Source organism: Prevotella pallens (assembly GCF_900454935.1).
GTDB classification, from domain to species: domain Bacteria; phylum Bacteroidota; class Bacteroidia; order Bacteroidales; family Bacteroidaceae; genus Prevotella; species Prevotella pallens.
In genome coordinates, this window is record NZ_UGTP01000004.1 from 123,054 (window position 1) to 149,159 (window position 26,106).

A 26,106-nucleotide genomic window follows, 5' to 3' on the forward strand; every position below is an offset into this window, starting at 1 on the left:
CAAAAACAATATGCTGAAGCATCTATATATAAAGAATTTTACGTTAATAGACCAATTGGATATCGACTTCTACAATGGATTTTCTGTAATAAGTGGCGAAACTGGAGCAGGAAAAAGTATTATTCTTGGAGCCATTGGATTGCTGTTGGGTAATAGGGCAGATAGCAAACAAATAAAACAAGGTGAAAAGAAATGCGTAATAGAAGCAACATTCTCTTTAACTAAAAATGCTTTCGAAGACTTCTTTGCCGAAAACAATATCGATTTCGATTCTAACGAAACTATTCTACGACGAGAAATTAGCAGCAACGGAAAGTCGCGTGCATTTATTAACGACACACCTGTGCCGCTTAACTTAATGCGCGAATTGGGCGACCAACTTGTGGATATACATTCGCAACACCAAAACTTGCTATTGCAAAAAGAAGATTTCCAGCTGAATGTTATAGATATTTTGGCAGATAACGATAAAGAACGCATTGCTTACGCAACCTCCTTTAAAGCGTATAAAGATGCCGAACGCAAATTGGCAGAAATTAAAAAACAATTGAAAGAGAGTTCGGAAAACGAAGAATTTACACGCTTCCAGTATGAAGAAATTGCAAGTGCAAACTTACAAGATGGACTACAAGAGGAGTTGGAAGCTGAGGCTAAAACTCTTACGCACGCCGAAGATATTAAGTCGTCGCTGTTTAGTGCAGACAATCTCTTGAATGGCGAGGAAACTGGTGCCGTACAACAATTAAGGTCTGCTACCGACAATTTGGCTAATATAACAGCTGTTTTCCCGAAAGCTAACGAACTGAATACACGTTTAGACACCGTGTATATTGAGATAAAAGACATTGCAGAGGAAGTTAGCAGAGCTGCTGCCGATATTGATTTCGATCCCAACAGATTAGATTTTATCAACGAACAGTTAGATAAGATATACCATCTCGAAAAGAAATTCCACGTAGAAACTATTGCCGAATTGCTCAACATACAAGCCAACTTGAAACTTAAGTTGGACAGTATAGACAATAGCGATGAATTGCTGAAAGATGCCGAACAAACTCTTGCTGCAAAACAAACCGACTGTGCAAAACAAGCGGCTATACTAACCAAAGGACGAGAAAAAACTGCAAAAACTATTCAGAAAGAAATGAAAGAGAAACTCATACCAATGGGCATTCCCAATGTGCAGTTCGATATACAGTTCGAGGCGAAGCCACTTGCTGACGATGGGGCAGACAAGGTGCAATTTCTTTTCTCTGCAAATCGCAACAGTCCGTTGCAACCCATAGCACAAGTTGCATCGGGCGGCGAAATAGCGCGTGTAATGCTGTCGCTTAAAGCTATGATAAGTGGAGCGGTTAAACTTCCTACCATTATTTTCGATGAGATAGATACTGGCGTTAGTGGAAAAATTGCACAGCAAATGGCATTTGTTATGCGCCAAATGGGTAGCAACAATAAACAAGTTATTTCTATTACCCACCTACCACAAATAGCTGCTTTGGGCACAACGCACTATAAGGTAGAGAAACACGACTCTGCTACCGGAACCACCAGCAAATTGCGCAAGCTAACAAGCGAAGAACGTGTTGCAGAAATAGCACAAATGTTGTCTGGTTCTGACGTGTCAGAGGCTGCACTACAGAATGCACGCGAACTAATAAACAGTAATCAACCATCGTAAACGAATATAAAAGTATGAAACCAATAAAAATATTCTCTATTCTTCTAATGCTCTGTTTGGGCATTGCCACTGTAGCAACAGCACAACCAGCGGCTGTAAAAAAGGCTGCAAACACAACCTTTACTCTCACCACCTTCGATGCAAAAGGTTCCATTCTCTCCACGTCTAATGGTGTTTTCGTCTCAAACAATGGCATTTGTGTTAGCGCATGGAAACCTTTTGTGGGGGCTATGAAAGCTGAAGTTACCGATAACAACGGACAAAAATATAGTGTGGAAACAATATTGGGAGCAAACGAGCTTTACGATGTGGCAAAGTTTAAGATAACAGCCAAAACTAATGCTGCTCTGTTTGCACCATCGGTTGTTGCCAATTCAGCTGCATGGATTGTTATGCCCTCACAAGCTGGCGACCCTGTAAAGGCTAATATAGATAAGGTGGAAAAATTTATGACGAAGTATAACTACTGTGTACTTTCCACAACTGCCTCTGAAAAATATAACGGGGCACCGGTGCTGAACGATAAAGGACAAATAGTAGGCATTTACAATAGCAACGGAACTCTGCAAAGTGCTACCGATGCAAAATATGCCAACGACTTTGTGCTAACTGGTCTTTCTCAAAACGATCCTACGCTCTTACAGTCTGGAATTAGAATAGCATTACCGCAACAGCCCGACGAGGCTATTATTGCATTAATGTTGTCTGCAACAAAAATAGAGTCGCTCAGAATGGCTACCATTAACGATTTTCTGCAAAAGTTTCCTACGCTGAATAATGGTTACGTTACATTGGCTACTAAACTTTTAGCGAATGGAGAGGTTGCCGAAGCTGATAAGACATTGCAACAAGCTATAGCTAAAACTACTGCTAAAGACGAAGCACACTATAACTATGGTAGACTAATTTTTCAGGGTGTAACAACGGCTGCCATCGCCGATAAGGCAAAAGCACAAGGCTGGACTTTAGATAAGGCTATGAACGAGGCTAACGAGGCTTATAAACTTAATCCTGCTCCTGTATACAAACATCTTCAGGCTCAAATTGTTTACACAAAAGGCAATTACCAACAAGCATATACCGACTTTGAAGCGCTTACAAATACGCCTATTAAAAATCCCGAACTATACTTAGAAATGGCGCAATGCCAAGAAAAACTTAATGCAAGCAACGAGGCTGTTCTTGCATTGCTGAACCAATGTGTTGAACTATGCGACACGCCTTATATGGAAACATCGTCTCCTTATTTCTTGGCGCGCGCACAGCAATTTAACAAAATGGGAAAGTATCGCGATGCTATGAAAGACCTCTATGTGTACGAATATCTTAATCAAGGCACTTTAGAGGCAGATTTCTACTATTTGCGCGAACAGATAGAAGTAAAGGGAAAGTTGTGGCAACAAGCTCTACAAGATATTCTGATAGCTGCTCGACTCGATCCGGCTGAACCTACCTACTGCGCCGAAGCAGCTAATTTGCTGCTACGACTAAACAAGTTAGACGAAGCTATTATTGCTGCCAAACAAGCAATTGCTTTAAAAGACGACTATGCAGAGGCTTATCTTGTTCTTGGCATTGCACAGTGTAAAAACAATCAGAAACAGGAGGGTATTGCCAATATCGAAAAAGCGAAGAATTTGGGAAATACGCAAGCCGACTCGTTCCTTAATCAGTTTAAGTAGAATGTGTAGACTGTTCTGTTTGTCTGCCTTTATTGTACGAAACTTAATATATAACGCGCTACACACACACCTTACTGTATGTGGCTTGCAACTTATAACTGTTGGTTTTGCCCTATACGTAAATCTGTTAATAGGTACGAATAAAGAGGCGCGAACTAAAAAACTTTACTATTCTTTTGGTGAAAACGAATAAAAGCCGTACTTTTGCAGCCGAATTGTTGGTTCCGTAGCTCAGTTGGATTAGAGCAACAGCCTTCTAAGCTGTGGGTCTTGGGTTCGAACCCCAACGGAATCACAAAACAAGGAAAGAGGATTTTGGAAACAAAATCCTCTTTTGCGTTTAAAAATACTCACTTGTAACCTAATTAGTACATTCAACGGTGTTTACGGTTAATGTTACACTCTGTGCTTAGTGCAATATACTGAGCCTTCAAAATTAGATACCATTATATTTAGTCTATTCCATAAAGCATATTCCATCAGCCTATTGGTTGCTCCATATTTAATTTCTCATGCACCCCAAAGGAATAACTTTAACACCGTCGGGACGCGAATAAGCCATTACACCGCCTGTTATCACCATAAGCAGGTCTGGCTCACGAAGTCGGATTTGCTTTTCTTTTGCATTGTATTGCTGGACCAGACGTTTAATTTCTAAAAGATGTTCAGCTCCTTCCTCTATTTCTCTGCTTCCAAGCTTAAACTCAATGAGAGCATATCTCCCATCTTCTAAATGAAGAACGGCATCTGCTTCTAAATCGTATCGGTCATGATAATAAGAGATATAGCCTCCTAATGCCTGAGAATAAGCCTTCAAGTCGCGAATACACATACACTCAAAAATAAAGCCAAAGGTCTTCAAGTCCATTAATAATGTTTCTGGAGACATAGATAGGGCTGCAACGGCAATAGACGGATCAACAAATTCTCTTTTAACACCCCGACGTATGGCAGATGCCGATCTTACCGCTGGACTCCATGCTTCTATATCTTGTATAACAAAAAGTTTGGTAAATGCGTTTATATAATCATTCAAAGTATTTTCTGAACAATTTTCTACATTTGCCCTAATATCCTTCAGCAGACTACTTTTCTTTGCCAATGTTGAAATGTTTCGTGCGTAAGTGCGCAAAATAAGCTGACTAAGTTTTTCGTTGCGTGTAATTCCATCGATGGTTGAAATATCAATTCTGCAAAGACTATTGATATAGTCTTTTGCAACCTGAAGGCGTGCTTTGTCCGTTTTGCGGATCAATGATGCTGGCCATCCACCTCTGCAAGCTGCAAAAACTAAGCCCTCCAACTGCATAGGCGATGTTATCCCATCAATATCTATAAGAGGATTATCAAATAGGTTTTTCAAAGAAACAGCACCTGATGACTCTTTCGATTCAAACAGACTCATAGGCAACATTCCCATAGTTGCAATACGCCCCGTCCCTGAATGTCGAATGGCACTTTTGTCTATAGAATTAGAGCCTGTCAAAATAAACTGACCTACGTCATTTCGTTCGTCTACCACTGTTCGCACAGAATCCCACAAGACAGGCAATTCTTGCCATTCGTCTATCAAACGAGGTGTTTTGCCTGTCAATAATAAAGATGGTTTGATAGCTGCGGTAGCAAAATATTGTTCTCGCATATCAGGGTCTTGTAATTTAAGAACACTTGCAGCTTGTTGTGTAGCTGTTGTTGTTTTTCCACACCACTTGGGACCTTCTATCAATACCGCACCTGATGAGTCAAGTAGATCGGTAAGCAAACTGTCTACCATTCTTTTGTAATACTCCATATACCAAATGTTTTTTGCAAAAGTAACGTTTTTTTTCGGCACATAAAAGTTATTGATGCTTTTTGTGCTATTTCATTGAGTGTTTTTGCGCTAAAACGTTGATGCTTTTTGCGCTGTTTTACTGAGTGTTTTTGTGGTAAAACGTTGATGCTTTTTGTGCTGTAATATGTTCTTTTGCGTGTTGTTGTTATTTACAAGCAGAACAGCTATATTTATAGTGTTATTTAGAAATACTTAGTTGTGCTATGTTTCTTACTTTCTATCTCATCTTATTCCTCAAGCGTTTCACCGTAAAAAGCTGATTGTATGGCTATTCTAATAAGTTAGAACCAACTTCAATAAAATGTATGCTAACAATTCTTGCAGAACGGTATACAAAATAAAATTCCAACAGAATTGCAAATAGGGGAGGGTGGTTTGCTCTCCTTTTTTGTTTATAATTGTCTATTTGCATTGCTTGTAAGCAGCCTTTGTTGCTCTACCAAGCAATCGAAAAGAATATCTAAATGTATAGAAAATATCTCAGATATCTGTCGTGTTCGTTTTAGATATCTGTCAGTTTCGTTTCAGATATCTGTCGTGTTCGTTTTAGATATCTGTCGCTTTCGTTTTAGATATCTGTCAGTTTTTCTCTGTATATATGTCTACGAAATTATTAAAAAATGTAAATGTATCGTGTCATAAAAAATAAATAATTAATTTTGCATTAAAATTAATGCTTATTTATAAAAATTACACAAAAAGTTGTGTATGCCACTATAAATTATGCTATTCAACACAAGATATAACTATATAATTAGAGAAAATATGAGAGAAAATGGATTAACGGTATTAGAAACTATTGTTAAAGGAAAAAAAGAAACTTACCAAACACCATCGTGTACAATTTTCAGCTTGTATCCAGAGTCTATGCTGGCGGGTAGTGTGCATGGCGAAACTAAAAATGAAGATGTTAGCGAAGACGAACACGACCCTTGGAATACAGGACAAGGTAATTAAACGAGTTTATTAACATTTAGCTTACCTTACAAATAGTTTAAATGCTACTCAAATTCATATTCAAAGTGGTTGCTTTGTATGAAGTAGAGTAAAGTTTAGCTGAAACATTTTAATAGTAATAAAGATATAAAGAATGAAAAATAGAATTCTTTTGCCACTTATTTGCATGGCAATATCAATTTTTGCAGCATCTTGTTCTTCAGAAGCTGTTGATTATCCAGAAGAGAAAGAACAAATGATAACGCTCTCTGTATCGGCTGGTACAGAAGACGATGTTGCTACATCGAGAGCCGTATTAGTAGAGAAGGAAGGCAGTCAAAGCCCATGGAAGTGGGAAACTGGCGACCAATTGATGCTTGTTATAACCGATGCTGCTGGTGGGAAAACTGTTCATAAACTCGCATTGAAGTCTACAAAGCGTGACGGTCTCAGTGGTGAGTTTGAAGGTCAGGTTCCAGCAAGCCTCATAACAAATACCAGCACTTACCGCTTTTTCTATATAGGTAAGACCGCTGATGGTAGTGCCGACAGAACAATTAGCGCAAGTGACCTCTCTGCGGGTAAATTCAATATCGACCTCACTCAGCAGACAGGCGAACTTAAGGATTTGAAGAGGAACTGTGTTTTAATGGGTACTGGCAAAGTTGTTACTAATTCTGACGGAAAGGCAGTTACCGATGGAAATGTTACATTGAAAAACTTATTTGCTGTGGCTCACTTTGCTATTACTGCAAACAACAACACACCACTTACAAAGGTTGGTCTTCGTGGTAAAGGTGTTTACGCTTCAGCTAATGTAGACTTAGGCACTGGTGCTGTAACAGGTGTTTCAGAGATTGGTACAGAGGTAGACCCAGAAACAAACATCTTCTTCCCAGCAGGTAAAACCAATTTCTATGTAACCTTCGTTCCAGGTAGTGTTGCTCCATCTTTCGATGGCTATTATTCTGAATCATATACGAGTGTAGTTACCGCTAAACCAGAGGAACGCAATTACGATGCAGACAAATCGTTTGTTTATTATAAAAATGCTAAGGCTAAGTTCTCTGTAAGTGGAACCCAGCAAGTGGCTATTACAAATGGTAATATGCAATATGTAATGCCTATAGCTACCTACACAAACGAAATGAAAGCTAAAACCCTTGAAGCTAACACACTCGTTAGATGGAAGAACTCTGTTCCACTTAAGCTTAAGGGAATTCGCACAGTACACCCAGGCTACTACCGCTTAGCACCAGAGCAGTGGGAAACGGCAATTCCAAAAACTTCAAGAACAAATGCAGATTATAATATTGAAACTATAGAGGTGGGGGGTAAAAAATATGCTTCTCCTGAAAAGTATCGAATCTTCGATTTGCCATCTTGGGGAACTCTCAATAATCCAACATTGCTTGAAAATAGTTTTTCAGCTACAAGTGATGACGTAGTAAATCAGTACGACTATGGTCACATGTTGAAAGTTGGAAACCAAGATACACGTGTTATGACTTCAGACGAGTGGGCGTATCTTATGCCTGATAAACTCATTTTGCCAAATAATAAGCGAGTATGGAGAGAATCTGGCGTAACAGCTGCTAAATGGGCAAGATGCCATATTAAAGCAACATCGGAGCGTGCTGACGATCCTGTATGGTTGCGTGGTTGTCTTATCTTCCCTGATAATATGCCAGTTTCAGAGGCTAAAGCATTGTTCAAAAGTTTTGGTGACTTTGGTCATTGGTCAAATGCAGATACTAACGAAACAACATTTGAATTGATTAGAAATAGTGGTGCCGTATTTATCCCACTCACAGCTTATAGAGAGGGTGGTAAAAGCTTGTTAAAAGAATGGGGTAGACACGGTAATTATTCAACAAGCTCACGTAGTGGACAAAATGTTCTTCATGTTAAAATTACACCTTTAGCTGCTGTTTTCATTGGGTTCTATGATTACACAGATAAAGATCAGGGTTGTGCGACCCGCTTGGTACAGAACTATTAATATTGTTATCCGATAAAGTTCGGATAGCATAAAACAAAAGTCGGTCGTTATGATTTCTTGTTTGTCTGACAACAGAAAGAAATCGTAACGACCGATTTTTGTTTAGCTCTAATACAAGCTATATAGCACAATTAGTTTCCTCTTATGATTCTGCTTTTATGCACATATCCGGTTTTGCCATCGTTTGTAGATACTTTCCACCATTCGCCATCTGCTTCTAATACACGCACGGGAGTGTCAGAAGGTATGCGCCCAATTATTCGTGCCGATATGCTGCCTTTTTCGCGCATATTGCAAAAGCCATCAGAGTCGTATATAAAGTGTGTTGCAACCTTATTGTTGCGTCCGTTTGCTGCTTCTGTTTGCTGTACAGAACGAATGGTGGCTACAAGTTCTTTCAGTTTGTTGTTATCATAAAAATTGTGCTTTTTAAGTCGGCTCTCTATATCTGGAAACTGACGAAGAAAATACTCAAGACATTCGAAAGCCTTGCTGCCACGAGGTTCAATAATAGCAGCTCGGTTGTTGTTGTCGTAGTCCATCATAAGCGTAACTAAGTAAACCAAACATTGGTCTTTCACGTTCACATCGTATTCCAATACATCAAACGTCCACGAAAACGTAGTAACAATTCGTTCAAAGTCTTTAAAATCGTCTCTGTTATTGGCACATTGGTCGTATATCTGTTTTATAAGTCGCTTTCTAATGCCTCGTTTCTTGTTGTTATAAAACAATATAGCAGAGATAGATGGAACGTCGAAATAACCAGACAGTCGTGCATTTTTCACGGCAATCTCCATAAGGTCTGGATTACCCTCGTAGTCGAATAAGAAGACAGCATCAGTTGCATCGCCTAAGTTTTCTTTAAAGTATGGCAGAGCTGTAGAGTCGTTGTTAAACAACAGTTTGTTGTATGCTGCAATTCTTTTACCAACCCCCGACTCGTTGTTGTAGAGATATTTCCTTGCGTCTTCTTTGGTTATGTCTCTATCAATCCATGGTTGGTAGAACAAATTTTCTACATCAGGGTATATATATCTGCCCAATTCGTTAATGGTATAGTCAGTATCTATCGAATTAATTGGTCTGGCAGTATTTTTTGGATTTGCAGGCAAATCTATTCCAAACAAATATAAACATTTGTCGTGGAAACTCTGTTGCGATGGTTCTTTATAGCCATTCTCTTTCAGGAACGTTCTAATAGTTTCGGTTTGCCATTTGTCTTGGTCGAAAGTCTTCTTGTTATTTGTTTTTCTAACAGTAGCTATATTGCAGCAAGTAGAACTATATGCATTGTTGCAAACACAAAGACCACAAAGCATTAGCAGTGAGTAAAATTGATTGTTCATATACAATTACACTTTAATTTCTATTCTAACGCAAAAATAAATATTAAAGTCCGTTCAACAAAAATATTAGCTAAATATTTATGTCGGCACTGCAAAAATAGCATAACGTGAATGCAACAAGCAAGTGCTATAAGCGTAAATGCTTGGTAGAATTTGTTTTCACGAAGAATCTTAAGTACTACGGTTGGTTTATCAACTCAAGAATATGATGTTTTTGAACTGATGTTTGCAAATAATTATCCCAATAAGATAAAAAGTAATATAATATTCTTAACTTTGTAGTGCTAACATAATCTGAATTACTGACCCTCGCCCAAATGCAGTTATGAGGTATTCTCTCTTTAACTCGTTGGTTCAGAAGTATGAATCTTACTTAAAGAAACTATACTATCTGATAAATGATGATGAGGTAGAAGGACAAGATGGAAGAGACGCCATGTTGGCAGATGCTGTCCATGCCTTTAGGTGTCTATGGAAATTAGTTTTCCTGTCACTTCTGTCACTCTTCTCTACCAGCTAAAGCGTTAATGCATAGTACTTTGGTGGGAAATGTTAAAATGACAGCAAACAAAATAAAATAGAATTGTAATATAGAATGGTGTAGTTGTAAGTAGAATATAGCACGCTAATCTCACAAATAAAAAAGAAAAAAGTATCTATGCAGAAAGGCTGCACTCATGTGTATTACCTTTGCACACATAACATAAATAATAACTTTAAAGAATAGAATTATGAAAGAACTAAAATGCCCTAAGTGTGGAAATATCTTCAAGGTAGATGAGGCTGACTATGCTTCTATATTGAACCAAGTTAAGACGAAGGAAATTGAAGCTGAGGTGCAGAGAAGAATGACAGAGATGGACGAGCGTAACAAGGCAGAATTGGCGTTGGTTACGACGAAGACCGAGCAGACATTCCAAAATAAGTTGTCGGAAAAAGAGAAGGAATTAGGTCAGAAGGTGGCTGAGATAGAACGACTGAAAGGTGAGAAAGAGAGTGAGCTGTCTCGACAGAAATCGGAGATGAGTGAGGAGATAACGAAACTCAAAGCAAGGTTAGAAGGAATAGAATCGCAGAAGACAAGTGAAATGAAGATTGCACTTGCCGAGAAGGAAAAGACTATTAGTGAGTTGAAATCGGAGATTAGCCAGAGTGGAGACAAACTGCAGTTGGCTGTGATGGATGAGCGTAACAAGGCGCAGCAGGCAGCACAAGAGAAAGAAAACAAGATTGTGATGCTGCAGAACGAAATAGAGCAGGAGAGGAGTAAGGCTCAGCTACATGAAGCAGACTTGCAGAAGCAACATGAGAGAGAATTGCGTATGAAGCAAGAGCAGATAGACTACTACAAAGAACTAAAGTCGAAGATGTCTACAAAGATGGTTGGTGAGACGTTAGAGCAGCATTGTAGTATTGAGTTTGAGCGTTATCTGCGTCCATTGATGCCTAATGCTTATTTTGAAAAAGACAATGATGCGAGTGATGGTACGAAGGGCGACTTCATCTTCCGAGATAGTGAGGAAGGGACAGAATACCTATCTATTATGTTTGAAATGAAGAACGAGATGGATACTACTGCCACCAAACATAAGAACGACGACTTCTTGAAGAAGTTAGATGAGGATAGAAAGAAGAAGGGATGTGAGTATGCCGTGTTGGTAAGTTTGTTGGAGGCAGACAGTGAGCTATATAATAGTGGTATCGTAAATAAGAGTCATGTCTACCCGAAGATGTATGTTATTCGTCCACAATTCTTTGTAACTTTCATCACACTGTTGGTGCAGGCATCGAAGAACTCATTAGAATATAAGAAGCAACTCATCTTAGCACAGAGTAAGGAGGTTGATGTAACGAACTTTGAAACAAAGATGGAAGACTTTAAGCAAAAATTCAGTAGACATTATGAGCTCTATACAAGAAAGTTTGATGATGCAATTAAGGATATAGATGCTACTATATCTAAACTTCAAAAGGTGCGCGCAGAGTTGGTTAGTAGTGAAAATAACCTACGTCTTGCTACTCAGGATACAGAAGATCTGACCATTCGTAAACTCACCTATAATAACCCAACGATGAAGGCGAAGTTTGATGAGGCTCGGAATACACAGGCGGCAGTAGAAATCAAAGACGAAGAGGAATAGAGTTACTATATAGAATTCTTACCTATTAAATACTTATAAAATGAAAACATTATCCGTAAGACAGCCATGGGCTTCGCTATTGGTGAGTGTGCTGAAAGACATAGAGAATAGAACGTGGGCTCCTAACTATAAGGGTCGAATCTTGATACATGCCTCATCAACGAAGGTTCCAAAGAATTTCGCTGATAGAATTATCTTTGACGTAAACAATGAAATAGAGAACGAACGACGTTAAATAATTGATAGCCCCAAACGATTAAAGAGTATAGAACATAGTAGAACGCAAGTACAAAAAAACGGTAATTTCATAATGAAATATAAACAACATATAGGACTGATTCCCAATGTTTCATATGGAGATTTCGTCCTTGGTTCAAATATCAATATGTATTTAAGCCAAGAGCATACAAAGAAAATGTATGATGAAGCTACATTTTCAAACATTTCTTATTTTTTCAAGAGAGAAGAAATTAATGTGTGGTGTGATACGGATGGTTCAATAAATACAATTATATGTTCTTCATATTGTCTATTTCATAATAAGAATCTGATAGGGATGAAGTATACAGATTTCCTTACAGAGTTCTCTAAAGAACCAGATAGTGAAGATAATATATATGTGTTAGTATCTGGGAAAGGGCAACGGCAACATGTATACGATTTTGAGAAAGATGGGTTGCAGGTTTGGGTTTGGAGAAATAGAATCCGGACTGTTCTCATTTACAAACAATTAAAAAATGGTTATACTTTAAGAAGTAATGTCCATAGCCATCCTGAAAATACTCCCTATCCTTCTGGACTTAATGGAGGAAGTGGTGATATTCCTTATGCTCAAAAGATTACAGATGAGAGCACACAAAATCCGAGTTTTAAAATATATCTGCCAGGAAAAGGCACATATGTTAAGTTTAGTCCAAATTCTTCACCTGAAGATTTTGGTTTTGGAATACCTACATACAATCTAAAAGGAGTCTCTGTTGTTGGACATAAAAAGAAAAAATAATGAAACATTTCATTTTTATAATTATAGGTTTCTTTTTATTTCTTATCCCCTGTACAGCGCAGGGGATAGGAAATACTTCATCTATAGGTTTGAGCTATTATGAGTTACACCATTCCAATCTTCGCAAGGATATATTGGATATAACAATTTCTTATTTGAAAAAGAAAAATATTCCTTCTTCAAAAAAAATGTTAGTAATGACTTTAACGCGCAGAAGTAAAGGGACTCTTATATCCATAGACTTACTGGATAAAGATGATGTTAGATATGATAATAAAATATTTGGATATACAAAAATTTTAGACTATACGTTCATTTTAAGAGGAGATGAAAAAAATTGGATTATAAAAAGGCTATGTAAACATAAAATACGATTTACTTTTTGCAAGAGGGCACCAATGGCAGATGGTGTTATTTCTTGGCTTTTTTTCCAATCAGGAAGGTCTGTGGAACTATTGTCTTTTAATGAAAATTGGTAAAAAATGGGGGTCATACTCCAAATCGGGAGTTAATGCAGTATTCCCTATTTCAATTTTTAAATAATATTGCCATAATGTTAAAACATGTCATATATATAATATCTTTGTGCTTCTGCATATCTGCAGAAGCACAAAAATTGAATAAAGAAGTTTTATATGATGATGCTATATGCAGACTACATAAAATTCTGTTGCAAGCTTCATATTTAAATACTTCTGATACTCTTTATATCATTCTAAATGACAAGAGTATTAAAGTAAAAAAAGTAAATATAATTTCTAATGACTTTCCGCAACTTAGAGTAGGAGAAAGTCGTTCTATATATATACTAGACACAATGGAATCTCATGGCAAAAAACTATGTATACATTTTAATATATGTCAGTTAATACAGGAGTCTATTTCAAAACGCCGAATAGTTTCATCAGGACGTTTCGTATTTTTTTATAAATTAAGAAAGAGCAAGTATTATTACTATACTTATAAAGAGTATGGGATTTAGTCGGCAATGCTCTAAATTGGGAGTTATCCTAATAACTACCTGATTCTTAAAGAATGAGCATTAAGGTTCAAAATATGATGTCATACACTCTAAAATATGACGTCTCAATCTGACGGATATGACGTCTAATTCTGGTAAAAATGACGTCTCATTTTAGTAAATATGACGACATAAACAAAAGAGTAAAAAACGTGGTACGAAAACGCAAGCCACAATAGCGATAGAGAACAGAATGTATAACATAGAAATAATAATCGAGGGGATAAAAACAAGGTGTACAAAAAGAAGCCTAATCCCAATAAAAGAAAGGGGAAGTAATGGAAAGAAAAATAACACTATCAAAGGATGATAGAATGAACTTTCAAAACACCTTAGATAATTTGAAAAGTAACTCAAAGTGGCAAGTTTTAAAGACATATTTGATGGAAATGAAAATAAAATACCCATCTGAATATTTTATATGTACGGAATTATCAAACACCTATCATATGCTTGGTATGTATAAAGAAAGTGAACAGGCTTCCATGGAAGCTATGCAGTTAGAACCCAATGATGTGCTTGTAGTATACAATTATGCAGTTGCTTTGTATTCAAATGAAAAATTTTCAGAAGCCATTGTACAATTAAATAGAATACTCAAAAGAAAGATAAATACTATTGCATATGGAGTTCATGGAGAAGGTATGAAATGGGCAATGTCTATTAAAAACGACTCTTTATATCTAAAGGCTATTTGTCAATTAAATCTTGGAAAATTAAAAGAAGCATATAAACTTATTGTAAAACACCTTGCACAGAGACGAAGGGGTGTATATAGTGATTTTACCAAGAAACAAGTTACACGAAAGGAACAATATATTATAAATGAGTTAAATAACAAAGTTGTGAAATAAATGTTAGAAGCATTAATTTTCAAAATATGACCAAATAGTCCCAAAAATAAAAACAAAAAATAAATTATGCAGCATCCATATATAAAATACGAACAGGATAAAACTTGGACTGTCGTGAATGATTTAATTAATGATTTAATAAATAATAATGATATTGAACTACAGACACCTATAGAGTATGTTGTAGGTTATATATGTAAAGGTTTATTGGATAGTCAAGTAATAAGCGGTGGAGGGAAAGGGCGTAATACTCCAAATCAGGAACTGTCAAAATAAAAAGGACAACAAACGTAGCACACAAACGCCAAGCCATCACAGCAATAAATAAAAGAATGTATAACATTAAGACAATAAGGCAATGGTAAACCATATATAGATTGTTTGAACTTACCCATACAAGGGTATGCTCCAACACCCATATAAGGGTAATGGGTAATACCCTTATAAGGGTGTTCATCATTACCCTTATATGAGTATCAAAAGCCGCAAGCAATAAACAGGAAAGAACGACGTTAAATAATTGATAACCATAATAAATAAAAAATTATGATTGAATTTTAAGTAAAATCAAAAAAGCAGCATATATCGGTGAACATAAGAGACAGACCCAAGACGAATACCTTATGCAGGCAATGAAGCTGATGGCTTGACTATCAATTACAAGGACAACTACAAAGCGTTTGACCAACCTTATAACGGTAAGGACAATAACGACTATGTAAATGGTAAAGATCCTTATATCTATATTCAAACTAGAAATGGAAACGTCATATTATCTGACTATAACTTTGGTAATTACAAAAGTGGGGGACTTAGAAAAATGATGAGAATAGTGTACTATTATGCAAAAAAACAGGAACAACCCAACATGCCACAGCAATAGGAGTAGATGCGTCAACTCCAAAAGGTACAGACGCAAATACTTTAGCATATACTCTCAATGATAAGACTATTCGTGTGTTGGTTAAAAAAGGATATTTCAATAAAGAATTATCACAAATATATAATATGAGTAGTACGCTATCTCACGAAAATTTCCACACACAAATACGTGGAAAATCTCGTGAGGAAGAAATTCAAGTTATAATGAGACAAATGCAAGCACCAGAGTTCAAGAAGACAACAGCTTCATTTAAGGAAGGAACGGCTGGATATCTTCAAGAGGAATTACAAAAATTATACAAAGAAAATAATCGCATATTTAATAAGTATATAGAAAAAGCATCCGAACTTTTAAAAGCAAATGGGGTAAATAGTGTTCCAACTTATTTAAATGGTGGAAATGAAATACAATTTTAAACATAAAGTGCAGTCCACTGGCAAGAAGCTAGTGGACTGTAGAATATATTACTTTTATTTTATAGGTTCTATTGTTGTTTTTTGGGGGATAATATCATGTGAATCTCATAAAAAAAGTGGTGCTGAAATTATTTGTGGAGACTCTTATTGCTTTTGGAAAACAAAGGAACATGAAGATGACAATCATTTTATTTATTATTATTTTAACAAAGATGGGCAATGGTTTATTTACGAGCATATTGATAGAAATAAAATACAAAAATATTATCTACGCGATCAATTATGGAGCGAGAAGTGGTCGCTATATAAAGATAGTCTATTAATTTTAGGAAGTGATAAATATAATATAAAAAGCATCAGTGATTCAGTAATTGTTATAAGCAGTTATGATAGTATCTATAAATTATACAAAATAGATAAAAAAAGCAAAACTTTCAGAATGTTGCAAAATACTTTGAATAACGATATTTAAAGTTTTGGTAATGCCCTAGATTGGGAGTTGTCATTATAATATATGGTAATTATAAATCTTCTATCAAAAAGAAAATGTTCCTTGGTTATAAATAGATAAAACTATGAATATAAAAAAACAAATAACTGTATGCAAAACGGATACAGAGATTTAAATTTATCCTGAATCAAAAAAATGAATTTGGATTATGGATTGCACATCTACCATGTTTTGTAGTCTCTGTAAATGATGTTCGTAGTGCCTATGAAAAGGATGGAATAGAAGCCGTACAGAAATTATTCACAAAGGATCCTAATGGAGATATGGATCATAGATCTTTAGCAAAAAAAGATAAAAAACATGTGGGTGTCTCTAATTATAATCAAGTAAAAAGAGAATTAATAAAGAGATATCCTTCCACAAAGAAAGAATTTGATAAAGAGCAAAGAAAATATGAAAGGGAATTTGGTAAATAGCAAGTGGTTTCTATTGATTATAGTGGCATCTTTATTGATACCACTATCTTCATGTAGTGAGAGGAGGGAAAGTTTATCCTCTAATACACGTCAATCTTTCGATATAACATATTCAAAAAAGGAAATAGTAATAGAATCATCAACAAAGACAGGGAAGGACCATTTTTTTAAAAAAGATGGTGAATACTTTAGCTCGTCTGATTCCATATTATTTTTTTCGGTAGTTAGAGATACTATATTAAATGCAACAAGTGGTGGAATAGACTATAAAACAATAATAAAGAAAGAAGGGAATGGGCAATTTACGACTTCTAATTATTTAGTAAGTAATACCGGATGTCTCTTTTTCTTGATTTCATATAGTTATGATTCTGATTATCATATTTCAAAAATAGTAAAATGTGCTAATGTGGTATATCAGTAATATTTTGACAATTATAAATTTGAAACGAAAGATAGTTTCGTTGGTTAGCCTATATATAATCGATTTGAACTTACCCATACAAGGGTATGCTCCAACACCCATATAAGGGTAACGGGCAATACCCTTATAAGGGTGTTCATCATTACCCTTATATGGGTATTAAAAGCCGTGAGCAATAAACAGAAAAGAACGACGTTAAATAATTGATAACCACAATTAATTAGATATTATGATTGAATTTGAAGTAAAATCAAAAAAGCAGCATATATTGGTGAACATAAGAGACAGACCCAAGGCGAATACCGTATGCAGGCAATGAAGCTGATGGCTTGACTATCAACTACAAGGACAAGTACAATCAGCAGTTACAATCCATTAAAGACAACTACAAGGCGTTTGACCTACCTTATAACGGTAAGGACAATAACGACTACGTAAATGGTCAGGGATTCTGCTGCAACGACGGCACACCGGAGGCGGCACAGGCTCGTGCTATGGCACGCACAAGGGCTGCAAACGGTAACTATAGGAGGTGTTGCTGGATATTTCACAGGAAGAACTGTTTCTGAAACAGTGTATGATAGAATTACCTAAAAAGGAATTCCTTTGGGGCACAGATAATTAGTCTACCCTTATAAACCTAAAAATCCTCTGATTCATAGTATATTATGCTATAAATTATTTGCAAATATCTGCAAGTTTTTGTACCTTTACACTATAATTCTTGCAGATATTTATGCTTAAACGTACATCCAAACAGCTCTCTATGTTCTCTTCCTTAGAGGATATGCTTAGTCATCAACATCCCCTTTTCCAACTTAGTAATAAGATTAATTGGGAGAGTTTTGAAAATGCTTTTTCTCCTTTGTATTGCAGCACTAACGGTCGCCCGGCTCATCCAATTCGCCTGATGTGTGGTCTTTTAATTTTAAAACATTTGCGTAATGTGTCGGATGAAATGGTTGTTTTTCAATGGAGCGAGAATGCTTACTACCAATATTTCTGTGGTGGACTTGAATTTATGCCAAAACAACCCTGTGACGCTTCCGAGTTAGTTCACTTCAGAAATCGTATAGGCGAGGAAGGTATGGAGTTAATATTAGCAGAAAGTATCCGCGTTAATACCGACCATGATGACGAAGATCATTTTGATACTGCTTTCATTGATTCTACTGTACAGGAGAAGAATATAACCTATCCTACAGATGCGAAGTTGCATAAAAAGATAATCAAAAACGTTCTGAAGATAGTTCATGACAAGAGTCTTCCTCTACGACAGAGTTATACGCGTACGTTGAAAGGCATTTACCGTTCCCAACGTTTTCGTAATCATCCCAAGAATCGTAAGAAAGCTCTTAAGGCAGATAGACAACTAAGAACCATAGCAGGAAGATTGGTAAGAGAGCTAGAGCGTAATCTTGGGGGAAAGAAAGGGTATGAGAATATGTTTGAGCTATATTACAAAGTTCTTTCTCAGAATAGGAAGTCAAAGAACAAAGTATATTCTCTGCACGAACCAGATGTAGTTTGTATCAGCAAAGGTAAGGAGCATAAGCAATATGAGTTTGGCAATAAAGTATCTATTCTTCGCTCATGGTCAGGACTTATTCTTGGTGCATGTTCTTTTAGGAATGAATATGATGGACATACTATTGAAAAGACATTGGAACAAACCCAAAGGATGACAGGAAAGCAGGTTGATAAGTTAGCAGGAGATAGAGGGTATAGAGGTATAAAGCAGATTGGGAAGACAAAGATACTCATTCCAGACGTTCCTAAAGCTAAAGACAGCTACTACCAAAAGAAAAAGAAACACAAACTATTTTGTAAACGAGCAGGTATAGAACCAACAATAGGACATCTTAAAGCAGACCACCGATTATCTCGCAACTTTTATAAAGGTGTGAAAGGAGATGCTATCAATGTATTATTAGCTGCGGCAGCATATAACTTCAAAAGAGCTATGAGAGTTCTTTTGTACCTTATAAAAAGAATCAGCATAGAGCTTGTCAGTACAGGCTTTATGCTGAAATATAGTTTTTAAGGGATGACTAATTAAAATTAAGATGCCCCTTTTTATGTATCAAGAGGGGCATCTTGCAAAAAGATGGATATGATAGTAAAAGACATTTTATGTAGGAACGAGGATATTGATTATGGGCTAAATGTCATCTTTAAACTAGATGATAATACATTTTTACTATTTGACTCTATTGGTTTCTCTTTTGTTGAGAAAGCCAACTTGTTGGACAATAAATGGAAACACTGTTCATATTGGAAGAACAAATCGCAAATAAATGGTATTTATGAAGATGAGTTAACTGCTTATTTTGTTGTATTCTCAAACGGTGATATACTATATATATATCAATCCATTAGTGGAGATGAAAAAATCAGACAAGAAATGCGTTTCATTTTGCCAAATGATTCGGATTATAATGACATAATTTCTTATATGAATGAGGATTGGATAGATGTATGGTATAGTAAAACTGGTTCAATTAATAGAATTATTTTTAGGTCTGGAGATAAAACTCATAAGTAATGCAATTATATGATTACAAAAACGAGCCGTCTCAAACAAAAATGTATTCTGTACTTAGTGTCTCGCAATACCTGCCAGAACCGTATCGGCAGATTGATGCTCCGTGAGGACGGCAGTGGTGCCATCGAGTACTACTACGGCAAGATGGGTGAGGTCTTGAAGACCGTGCGCACGCTGATTGTACCCAACCAGGCTGTGGCAACCTACGTAACACAGTGGAAATATGACAGCCACAATCGCCTATTGGAAATGATTTACCCCGATGAGGAGAAAGTAACCTACGGCTATAACCTCGGTGGGCAGGTAGACCACGTCCGTGGTTACAAGGCTTATTTTAATACTTGAATTATTCTATTTATGTAAAAATCAGTTATGGCAGTGTTATTCAATTTGTATACTATGAGGAAGAGCATTTTATCGACTACTTTGATAATATTAATTATAAATGCTTTGTCTTCATGTAATTGTTTTTATAAACGAAAGACTTTAAGAATTGCTAATAGTATATCTGCAGCAGAATCTCAAGGGCGAGGTGCGCTTGTATCTATATATAAAACGGATAGAACTGCAATAGTATTTGATAGTATATGTATTCACATAAAAGGATCATTTGTAGAGCATCCGTATAATTACAGAGATTACAATAGTGAAGCGTTAATAGTTGATAGAGATAGCTACCAATTTATAATTATCTTATCAGGTAGTGATAACTTGCAAAGCAAAGGTTATGGAGAAACTTGGGAAATAGATAACATTCCTGCATTTGAAGCACCGTACACGCTTAATTATTATTTTGAAAGGCAAGTTCCACCCGATACCATTGTGGTTACAATCTATGACATTCGTGATTTACCTAAGAAAAAAGTTATAAAGGAAATATCTTTTTACAAAGCACATGAGAAATAGTTGCACTGGAGAAATGTGGCGGAGCAATTACTCCTAAAAATATCTCATTAAAAAAAGGACTCTCAAGGAGACTCTAAAACTATGTTCAAGTCAGAATAAGGTGCTAAGTATTCAGAAAATCAACATTCATTATGGAAAAATTCTATTGTAGAATCTGTGGGTATAGATTAGGTTTTGAGCCATGGGGAGATGACGGAAAAACTCCAACCTATGAAATATGTCCTTGTTGTGGTGTTGAGTTTGGTAATGAAGATTGCACAATTAAATCAATTAAGGAGTATAGAGAAAGTTGGATAAAGTCTGGTTGCAAATGGTTTGACCCGAGTAAACGCGCCACAACGTGGTCATGGGAGAATCAGCAAAGACATATCCCCAAAGAGTTTAGATAATTTTTTCGGTAATGCTCCAAATCAGGAGTTGTCCCCAAAAGAATAACAAACGCCAAGCCAAAGCAGCGATAAATAACAGACTGTATAACATTAAGCAACAAGATTATAACTATATATATAGTCCACCCTTAAAAGCCTAATATTTATCTGATTCATAGTATATTATGCTTTAAATTATTTGCAAATATCTGCAAGTTTTTGTACCTTTACATTATAATTCTTGCAGATATTTATGCTTAAACGTACATCCAAACAGCTCTCTATGTTCTCTTCTTTAGAGGACATGCTTAGCCATGAACATCTCCTTTTCCAACTTAGTAATAAGATTAATTGGGAATGTTTTGAAAATGCTTTTTCTCCTTTGCATTGCAGCACTACCGGTCGTCCTGCTCATCCTATTCGCCTGATGTGTGGTCTTTTAATCTTAAAACATTTGCGCAATGTGTCAGATGAAATGGTGGTTTTTCAATGTGTAACAAAATCTACATTTTCTCTCACTATTCCATATATAAACACTCCCCCAAAACTAAATTCTATTCATGAAAGAAAATAAAATAACGTATAAGAAAACAGAAACTATACACAATAAACACTTTTTTTTCTTTCTTAGGGAAATAAAATATCATGTTGATTGCTTTCCTAAAAAATATATATATCTTTGCCTTATCTTTAGAGAAAATAAGTTGCATCATAGTATAAATTAAGCTAGAGTTTTAGATTATATATCAAGATTATAATATTATTAATGGAGTTATTAAAAGATATCTTCATAACACTGAAAAATTAGACAAATTTGATATCAAATAAGATTGTCAATTAAAATTATATATAGATTATAATAAGTAGGAGGGGTAACTTTTCTCTACTATTAAAAATTAAGAAAGTATGGGTATATTTAATGAAATCTTGAACAACCCTTTCGTTAACAAAGGAACAGCCTTTAGTATGGCTGAGCGTGAGAAATTAAATCTCGTAGGATTACTCCCTCCGGTTGTGCAGACACTTGAGGAACAGATAGAAAGAACATATCTGGAATATCAGAAAAAGGTAAATAATCTAGAGAAACGTGTATATTTGATGACACTCTTCAATACCAACCGCACTCTGTTTTATGCACTTATGGCGCAACACATCGAGGAGTTCATGCCGATTGTTTATGATCCGGTTGTTGCAGATGCTATTCGACAATACGACGAATTATTCATGAAGCCACAGGATGCAGGATTCCTCTCAATTGACCATCCTGAAGATATTGAGAAATCATTGCGCAATGCTTCAGAAGGAAGAGATATAAAACTCATTGTGGTTACTGATGCCGAGGCCATATTAGGTATAGGAGACTGGGGTGTAAATGGTGTTGCTATTGCCATTGGAAAACTAATGGTTTATACTGCAGCGGCTGGTATTAACCCTAATGAGGTATTGCCATTAGTACTTGATGTGGGAACTGATAATAAACAGTTGCTCGACAATCCTCTTTATTTAGGCAATCGTCATGAACGCGTCCGTGGTAAAAAATATCATGAATTTGTAGACAAGTTTGTTGAAACAGCAGAACGTCTCTTTCCGAACTTATACCTTCATTGGGAAGACTTTGGTCGCCCTAATGCAGCTGCCATTCTCGAACGCTACCAAAATAAGATTACAACATTCAATGATGATATACAGGGAACAGGTATAGTTGCTTTGGCGGGTATTCTCGGCGCACTGAATATCTCAAAACAGAAATTTACTAACCAATGTGTGATGGTGTTTGGTGCAGGAACAGCAGGCGCAGGTATTGCACATCAGATTTACGAAGAGTTCATGCAACAAGGACTATCTTCTGATGAGGCAAAGCAACATATTTATTTAGTAGATAAGCAGGGATTACTCACTGATGACATGACTGATTTGACAGAAGGACAGCAGTTCTTTGCACGCTCGACAAGTGATTTACAGGTACCTCAACCTACTTTACTCGCAGCAGTTCGTGCTATTCGGCCTACCATATTAATAGGAACTTCTACATGTCCAGGAGCATTTACAGAAGAAATTGTGAAGGAAATGGCTGCACATACAGAACGTCCTATTATCTTCCCACTATCAAATCCAACAGAACTTGCAGAAGCAAAGGCTTCTAATTTGATAGAATGGACCGACGGACGTGCGCTCGTCGCTACTGGTATACCAAGCTCACCTGTCAATTATAAAGGAGTAACTTACACTATCGGACAGGCAAATAACGCTCTAATGTATCCTGGATTAGGACTAGGTGTGATAGCTTCTACTGCAAAATTAGTAGATCAATCACTATTATCAGCTGCAGCGCATGCATTAGGCGGAATTGTGAATGCATCACAACCTGGTGCAGCGGTACTCCCTCCTGTGAACAAAATAACTTCTTTTTCACAACATCTTGCTGAGGTGGTAGCACAATATGCTATTGATCATCAAAATACAAGAGAGAATATTACTGATGCACGTGCTGCTGTTGAGCGTATAAAATGGTATCCTAGTTATGAATAGTCGGGATATACAAGTGATATTATATTGCTAAATATTGCTGTCCGGTAAAACTTAAATTGAATAGAAATCCTTTCGGAATTGCCTTTTTTAGGTAATTCCGAATTTTTTGAAATTCAAGCCCCCCTAATTAGTCGTCCCTTATAAACCTAATATTCCTCTGATTCATAGTATATTATGCTATAAATTATGGTTCTTCCGTTAAATGGATAGATATATCTCATAAGTTATATAAAAAAGCTGGTATTATATGTATCTTTGTAGTGACCAAACTTCAAGAATATAAATACCAGCATAATGCAAAACGCCTTAGGCGTCTTCCAACAAGAGTGTCAGAATCTGCGCTACGAAGATAATAACTTAGTTTTAGAAATCCAAACTCCAAAGGAAAAACTTTGTTGTCCTGTATGTGGAAGTCATAATATCAATCGTAACGGCAGCCATATTCGTCGCTTTGTAAGTGTTCCAATTGGTCTGAGCAAGACCTATCTGGACATGCGTGTACATCGTATTCAATGTCATGACTGCGTCTGCAAGTTCCAAAACGAAATGCAATAAAAGAGTGTCCCTCTCCGAGAGATACAGACGTTCTCGACGCGTAGCGAGAGGTTGTCTGCCTCTCTCGGAGAGGGAAAAGAAACAACCAGCAATACAAATAAAAAAAAGGAGACCGAAGTCTCCCAAAGATTAACTAACGTATTGCAAATGTATCATCAATTAATCTCGGAGCAAAGGTCGCAAATTTTTGCCTTACTCCAAAAGAAAACAGCGAGAAAAGAAATTGCCGACATCGTCGGTATTAGTCAGTCAACACTCTCACGTGAAATCAAACGCAACAGCACGCCTTCTGGAAAGTATATCTGGACGAAGGCGCATGATATGGCTATGCAGCGCAGAAAGAGCATGGTAACTAATGCCAAACTCTCCGACGAATTAGTTTGGAGAATTAAAGAATATATTACCACCGACCAGTGGTCTCCAAGACGAATATCAGGGTATCTGCGCATGAATGAGGGCATAGAGGTATCCCACCAATCCATCTATAACATCATCCACAATGACACAACAGGGACATCACCAAATACTTAGGCGTGCCAGTGTACTTCGCTGACCCATATTGTTCATGGCAAAATGGAGCTGTTGAGAATACAAACAAATTAATCAGGCAGTATATACCTAAAAAGGATTCGTTTGATAACTATACGGACAAGAGAATTATGTCCATACAAAAGAAATTGAACGAAAGACCAAGAGAAAAATTAAACTTTTCTACTCCTAAGTGCGAGTTCTTTAAACACCTTTTGTAATTTTGCACTTGCTGGTTGACTCTGCGAACTTCTAATGCATATTGAAAAGTTTATAAAAAGTATGGATATTGTTTGGAAAATTCAGAAAAAATGACTAATTTTGCAAGTTAAAATAGAACAATAATAATATTAGAATAATATAAAAGAATTGTAATTATGGATATAAACAAGACAATGGAAGCTGCTTTTAACAAGCAGATTGAAGCAGAATTATGGTCAGCAAACATTTACCTCGGTATGGCTTTTTGGTTCAAGAAAGAGGGCTGGAACGGTTTCGCAAGCTGGCTTTTCAAGCAAGCTGACGAGGAAAGAGGACATGCACTTGATATGGCTGACTACTTAATAGCACGTGGTGGAGTTCCTACAATGAGCGCTATTCCTGCAGTAAAGAACGACTGGACGGACGCTAAAGAGGTGTTCGAAGCTGTACTTAAGCACGAACAACACGTTACAGAACTTATCAACGAGTTGGCAGATGTGGCTGATGCAGAGAAAGATCGTGCTTCGCAGAACTTCGTTGCAAAGTATATTGACGAACAAGTTGAGGAAGAGAAGAACGTGAAAGATATTCTCTTGCTCTTCAAGCAAATGCCTTTACACACGCTTGCACACATCGACCGCAAGGTTGGAGAGCGTGAATAAATATTTTTCATAGTTATTTAGTTAACATTGGGGGAGATAGGTAGCGCGCCTATTCTCCCCCTTTTTGTGCATCAGAAAAATGTAAATATTTCGCAGTATAGCCTCAACGCTGTAATCGTTTGAGCTACAACACTTTGCAATACCCCTTGTTTTGCATTGCAAAAGTACCTGTTTTGCTCGGTAAAAGTGCCTATATTGCAGCGCAAAACAGGCGCTTTTAGAACGCAAAACAAACAAAAATATTACAATGAAACAAAAAAAATAAACAGAAGATCGAGACAAAAACTAAATTTTCAAACACCAAATGTGAGTTCTTTAAACACCTTTTGTAATTTTGCACTTGCTGGTTGACTCTGCGCCAAGAGAAAAATTAAACTTTTCTACTCCAAAGTGCGAGTTCTTTAAACACGTTTTGTAATTTTGCACTTGATGGTTGACTCTGTGCTCCATTCAGCATAAAAGATTTGCAACGAGGTAAGATTAAATCTAAAGAATTATAGCTATGCGTTTAATTAATTATTTATTATTAAATATAATGGCACTTCTATGTGCTATCATATTTAATTCGTGTATATCCAACTATAGGAATGTGGAATATAATCTTCCTACTTCTACGAGAAGTGCATTTATTTTAGATACAATTCATATTAATAATCCTA

The 26,106-nt window shown here is 36.4% G+C and carries 24 protein-coding genes, 1 tRNA gene and 4 pseudogenes; 27 read left to right on the top strand and 2 right to left on the bottom strand.

Annotated features, from left to right (window positions below; all coding sequences use genetic code 11):
- Positions 1–10: 10 nt before the first annotated feature.
- The 3 genes from recN to DX009_RS11930 all read left to right on the top strand — a co-directional run bounded on the left by recN (position 11) and on the right by DX009_RS11930 (position 3,658).
- Positions 11–1,681, top strand: a complete 1,671-nt coding sequence (gene recN / locus DX009_RS11920; protein WP_115084241.1) for a DNA repair protein RecN — start codon at positions 11–13, stop codon at positions 1,679–1,681.
- A gap of 14 nt (positions 1,682–1,695) precedes the next feature.
- Complete coding sequence (locus DX009_RS11925; protein ID WP_115084242.1) at positions 1,696–3,363, top strand: serine protease family protein; 1,668 nt, start codon at positions 1,696–1,698, stop codon at positions 3,361–3,363.
- 220 nt (positions 3,364–3,583) lie between these two features.
- Positions 3,584–3,658 (top strand) — tRNA-Arg (locus DX009_RS11930).
- A 207-nt stretch (positions 3,659–3,865) separates the two neighbouring features.
- Here DX009_RS11930 and DX009_RS11935 read toward each other — a convergent pair.
- On the bottom strand, positions 3,866–5,155 hold the full coding sequence (locus tag DX009_RS11935) for an ATP-binding protein (RefSeq protein WP_115084243.1): 1,290 nt from the start codon (positions 5,153–5,155) through the stop codon (positions 3,866–3,868).
- Between the two features lie 807 nt (positions 5,156–5,962).
- On the opposite strand from DX009_RS11935, the gene DX009_RS11940 reads away from it, so the two are divergent.
- Positions 5,963–6,154, top strand: coding sequence for a hypothetical protein (locus DX009_RS11940; protein WP_147278692.1), 192 nt, complete (start codon positions 5,963–5,965; stop codon positions 6,152–6,154).
- A gap of 133 nt (positions 6,155–6,287) precedes the next feature.
- Positions 6,288–8,135 (top strand): hypothetical protein, encoded by a 1,848-nt coding sequence (locus DX009_RS11945; protein ID WP_115084245.1) that lies wholly within the window; start codon positions 6,288–6,290, stop codon positions 8,133–8,135.
- A gap of 131 nt (positions 8,136–8,266) precedes the next feature.
- Here DX009_RS11945 and DX009_RS11950 read toward each other — a convergent pair whose 3' ends face one another.
- Entirely contained in the window at positions 8,267–9,484 is a 1,218-nt protein-coding gene (locus tag DX009_RS11950; RefSeq protein WP_115084246.1) for an SH3 domain-containing protein, read from the bottom strand.
- Between the two features lie 325 nt (positions 9,485–9,809).
- Here DX009_RS11950 and DX009_RS13205 point away from each other — a divergent pair, with 325 nt between their 5' ends.
- The 22 genes and pseudogenes from DX009_RS13205 to DX009_RS12055 all read left to right on the top strand — a co-directional run bounded on the left by DX009_RS13205 (position 9,810) and on the right by DX009_RS12055 (position 25,447).
- Complete coding sequence (locus DX009_RS13205; RefSeq protein WP_147278693.1) at positions 9,810–10,004, top strand: hypothetical protein; 195 nt, start codon at positions 9,810–9,812, stop codon at positions 10,002–10,004.
- A 211-nt stretch (positions 10,005–10,215) separates the two neighbouring features.
- Positions 10,216–11,625, top strand: coding sequence for a DUF2130 domain-containing protein (locus tag DX009_RS11955; RefSeq protein WP_115084247.1), 1,410 nt, complete (start codon positions 10,216–10,218; stop codon positions 11,623–11,625).
- 40 nt (positions 11,626–11,665) lie between these two features.
- Positions 11,666–11,860 carry an ASCH domain-containing protein gene (locus DX009_RS11960; RefSeq protein WP_115084248.1) on the top strand — a complete coding sequence of 65 codons (195 nt, stop codon included), beginning with the start codon at positions 11,666–11,668 and terminating at the stop codon, positions 11,858–11,860.
- 75 nt (positions 11,861–11,935) lie between these two features.
- On the top strand, positions 11,936–12,628 hold the full coding sequence (locus DX009_RS13610; protein WP_245944648.1) for a hypothetical protein: 693 nt from the start codon (positions 11,936–11,938) through the stop codon (positions 12,626–12,628).
- A complete protein-coding gene (locus DX009_RS11970) occupies positions 12,628–13,107 on the top strand; it encodes a hypothetical protein (protein ID WP_115084249.1) in 480 nt (159 codons plus the stop codon). The genes DX009_RS13610 and DX009_RS11970 overlap by 1 nt, the downstream gene beginning before the upstream one ends.
- 820 nt (positions 13,108–13,927) lie before the next feature.
- Positions 13,928–14,503, top strand: coding sequence for a tetratricopeptide repeat protein (locus tag DX009_RS11980; RefSeq protein WP_115084250.1), 576 nt, complete (start codon positions 13,928–13,930; stop codon positions 14,501–14,503).
- 66 nt (positions 14,504–14,569) lie between these two features.
- A complete protein-coding gene (locus DX009_RS13430) occupies positions 14,570–14,779 on the top strand; it encodes a hypothetical protein (RefSeq protein ID WP_025817870.1) in 210 nt (69 codons plus the stop codon).
- 328 nt (positions 14,780–15,107) lie between these two features.
- Positions 15,108–15,802 (top strand): annotated as a pseudogene (locus DX009_RS13615) (RHS repeat-associated core domain-containing protein); the annotation flags it as partial.
- Entirely contained in the window at positions 15,777–16,274 is a 498-nt protein-coding gene (locus DX009_RS11995) for a hypothetical protein (protein WP_245944649.1), read from the top strand. The pseudogene DX009_RS13615 and the gene DX009_RS11995, both read left to right, overlap by 26 nt.
- A gap of 302 nt (positions 16,275–16,576) precedes the next feature.
- Entirely contained in the window at positions 16,577–16,729 is a 153-nt protein-coding gene (locus tag DX009_RS13435; protein ID WP_181792369.1) for a hypothetical protein, read from the top strand.
- Complete coding sequence (locus DX009_RS12000) at positions 16,707–17,153, top strand: hypothetical protein (protein ID WP_115084254.1); 447 nt, start codon at positions 16,707–16,709, stop codon at positions 17,151–17,153. The genes DX009_RS13435 and DX009_RS12000 overlap by 23 nt, the downstream gene beginning before the upstream one ends.
- A gap of 287 nt (positions 17,154–17,440) precedes the next feature.
- Positions 17,441–17,683 (top strand): annotated as a pseudogene (locus DX009_RS12005) (peptidoglycan DD-metalloendopeptidase family protein); the annotation flags it as partial.
- A gap of 206 nt (positions 17,684–17,889) precedes the next feature.
- Positions 17,890–19,197 (top strand): IS5 family transposase, encoded by a 1,308-nt coding sequence (locus DX009_RS12010; RefSeq protein ID WP_115082696.1) that lies wholly within the window; start codon positions 17,890–17,892, stop codon positions 19,195–19,197.
- Positions 19,198–19,260: 63 nt separating this feature from the next.
- Positions 19,261–19,698, top strand: a complete 438-nt coding sequence (locus tag DX009_RS12015) for a hypothetical protein (RefSeq protein WP_115084255.1) — start codon at positions 19,261–19,263, stop codon at positions 19,696–19,698.
- A gap of 144 nt (positions 19,699–19,842) precedes the next feature.
- A complete protein-coding gene (locus DX009_RS12020; RefSeq protein WP_245944650.1) occupies positions 19,843–20,043 on the top strand; it encodes a hypothetical protein in 201 nt (66 codons plus the stop codon).
- Positions 20,044–20,097: 54 nt separating this feature from the next.
- On the top strand, positions 20,098–20,604 hold the full coding sequence (locus tag DX009_RS12025) for a hypothetical protein (protein WP_245944651.1): 507 nt from the start codon (positions 20,098–20,100) through the stop codon (positions 20,602–20,604).
- Between the two features lie 131 nt (positions 20,605–20,735).
- Positions 20,736–20,993, top strand: a complete 258-nt coding sequence (locus DX009_RS12030; protein WP_115084257.1) for a hypothetical protein — start codon at positions 20,736–20,738, stop codon at positions 20,991–20,993.
- Positions 20,994–21,225: 232 nt separating this feature from the next.
- Positions 21,226–21,546: a transposase gene (locus tag DX009_RS12035; RefSeq protein ID WP_262510434.1), complete on the top strand. Its 321-nt coding sequence runs from the start codon at positions 21,226–21,228 to the stop codon at positions 21,544–21,546.
- A 332-nt stretch (positions 21,547–21,878) separates the two neighbouring features.
- Positions 21,879–23,501, top strand: coding sequence for a malolactic enzyme (locus tag DX009_RS12040; protein ID WP_115084258.1), 1,623 nt, complete (start codon positions 21,879–21,881; stop codon positions 23,499–23,501).
- 279 nt (positions 23,502–23,780) lie between these two features.
- Positions 23,781–24,050, top strand: a pseudogene (locus tag DX009_RS12045) (transposase family protein); the annotation flags it as partial.
- A 153-nt stretch (positions 24,051–24,203) separates the two neighbouring features.
- Positions 24,204–24,805, top strand: a pseudogene (locus tag DX009_RS13790) (IS30 family transposase).
- 156 nt (positions 24,806–24,961) lie between these two features.
- Entirely contained in the window at positions 24,962–25,447 is a 486-nt protein-coding gene (locus tag DX009_RS12055; protein ID WP_006046514.1) for a ferritin, read from the top strand.
- The last annotated feature ends 659 nt before the right edge of the window (positions 25,448–26,106 follow it).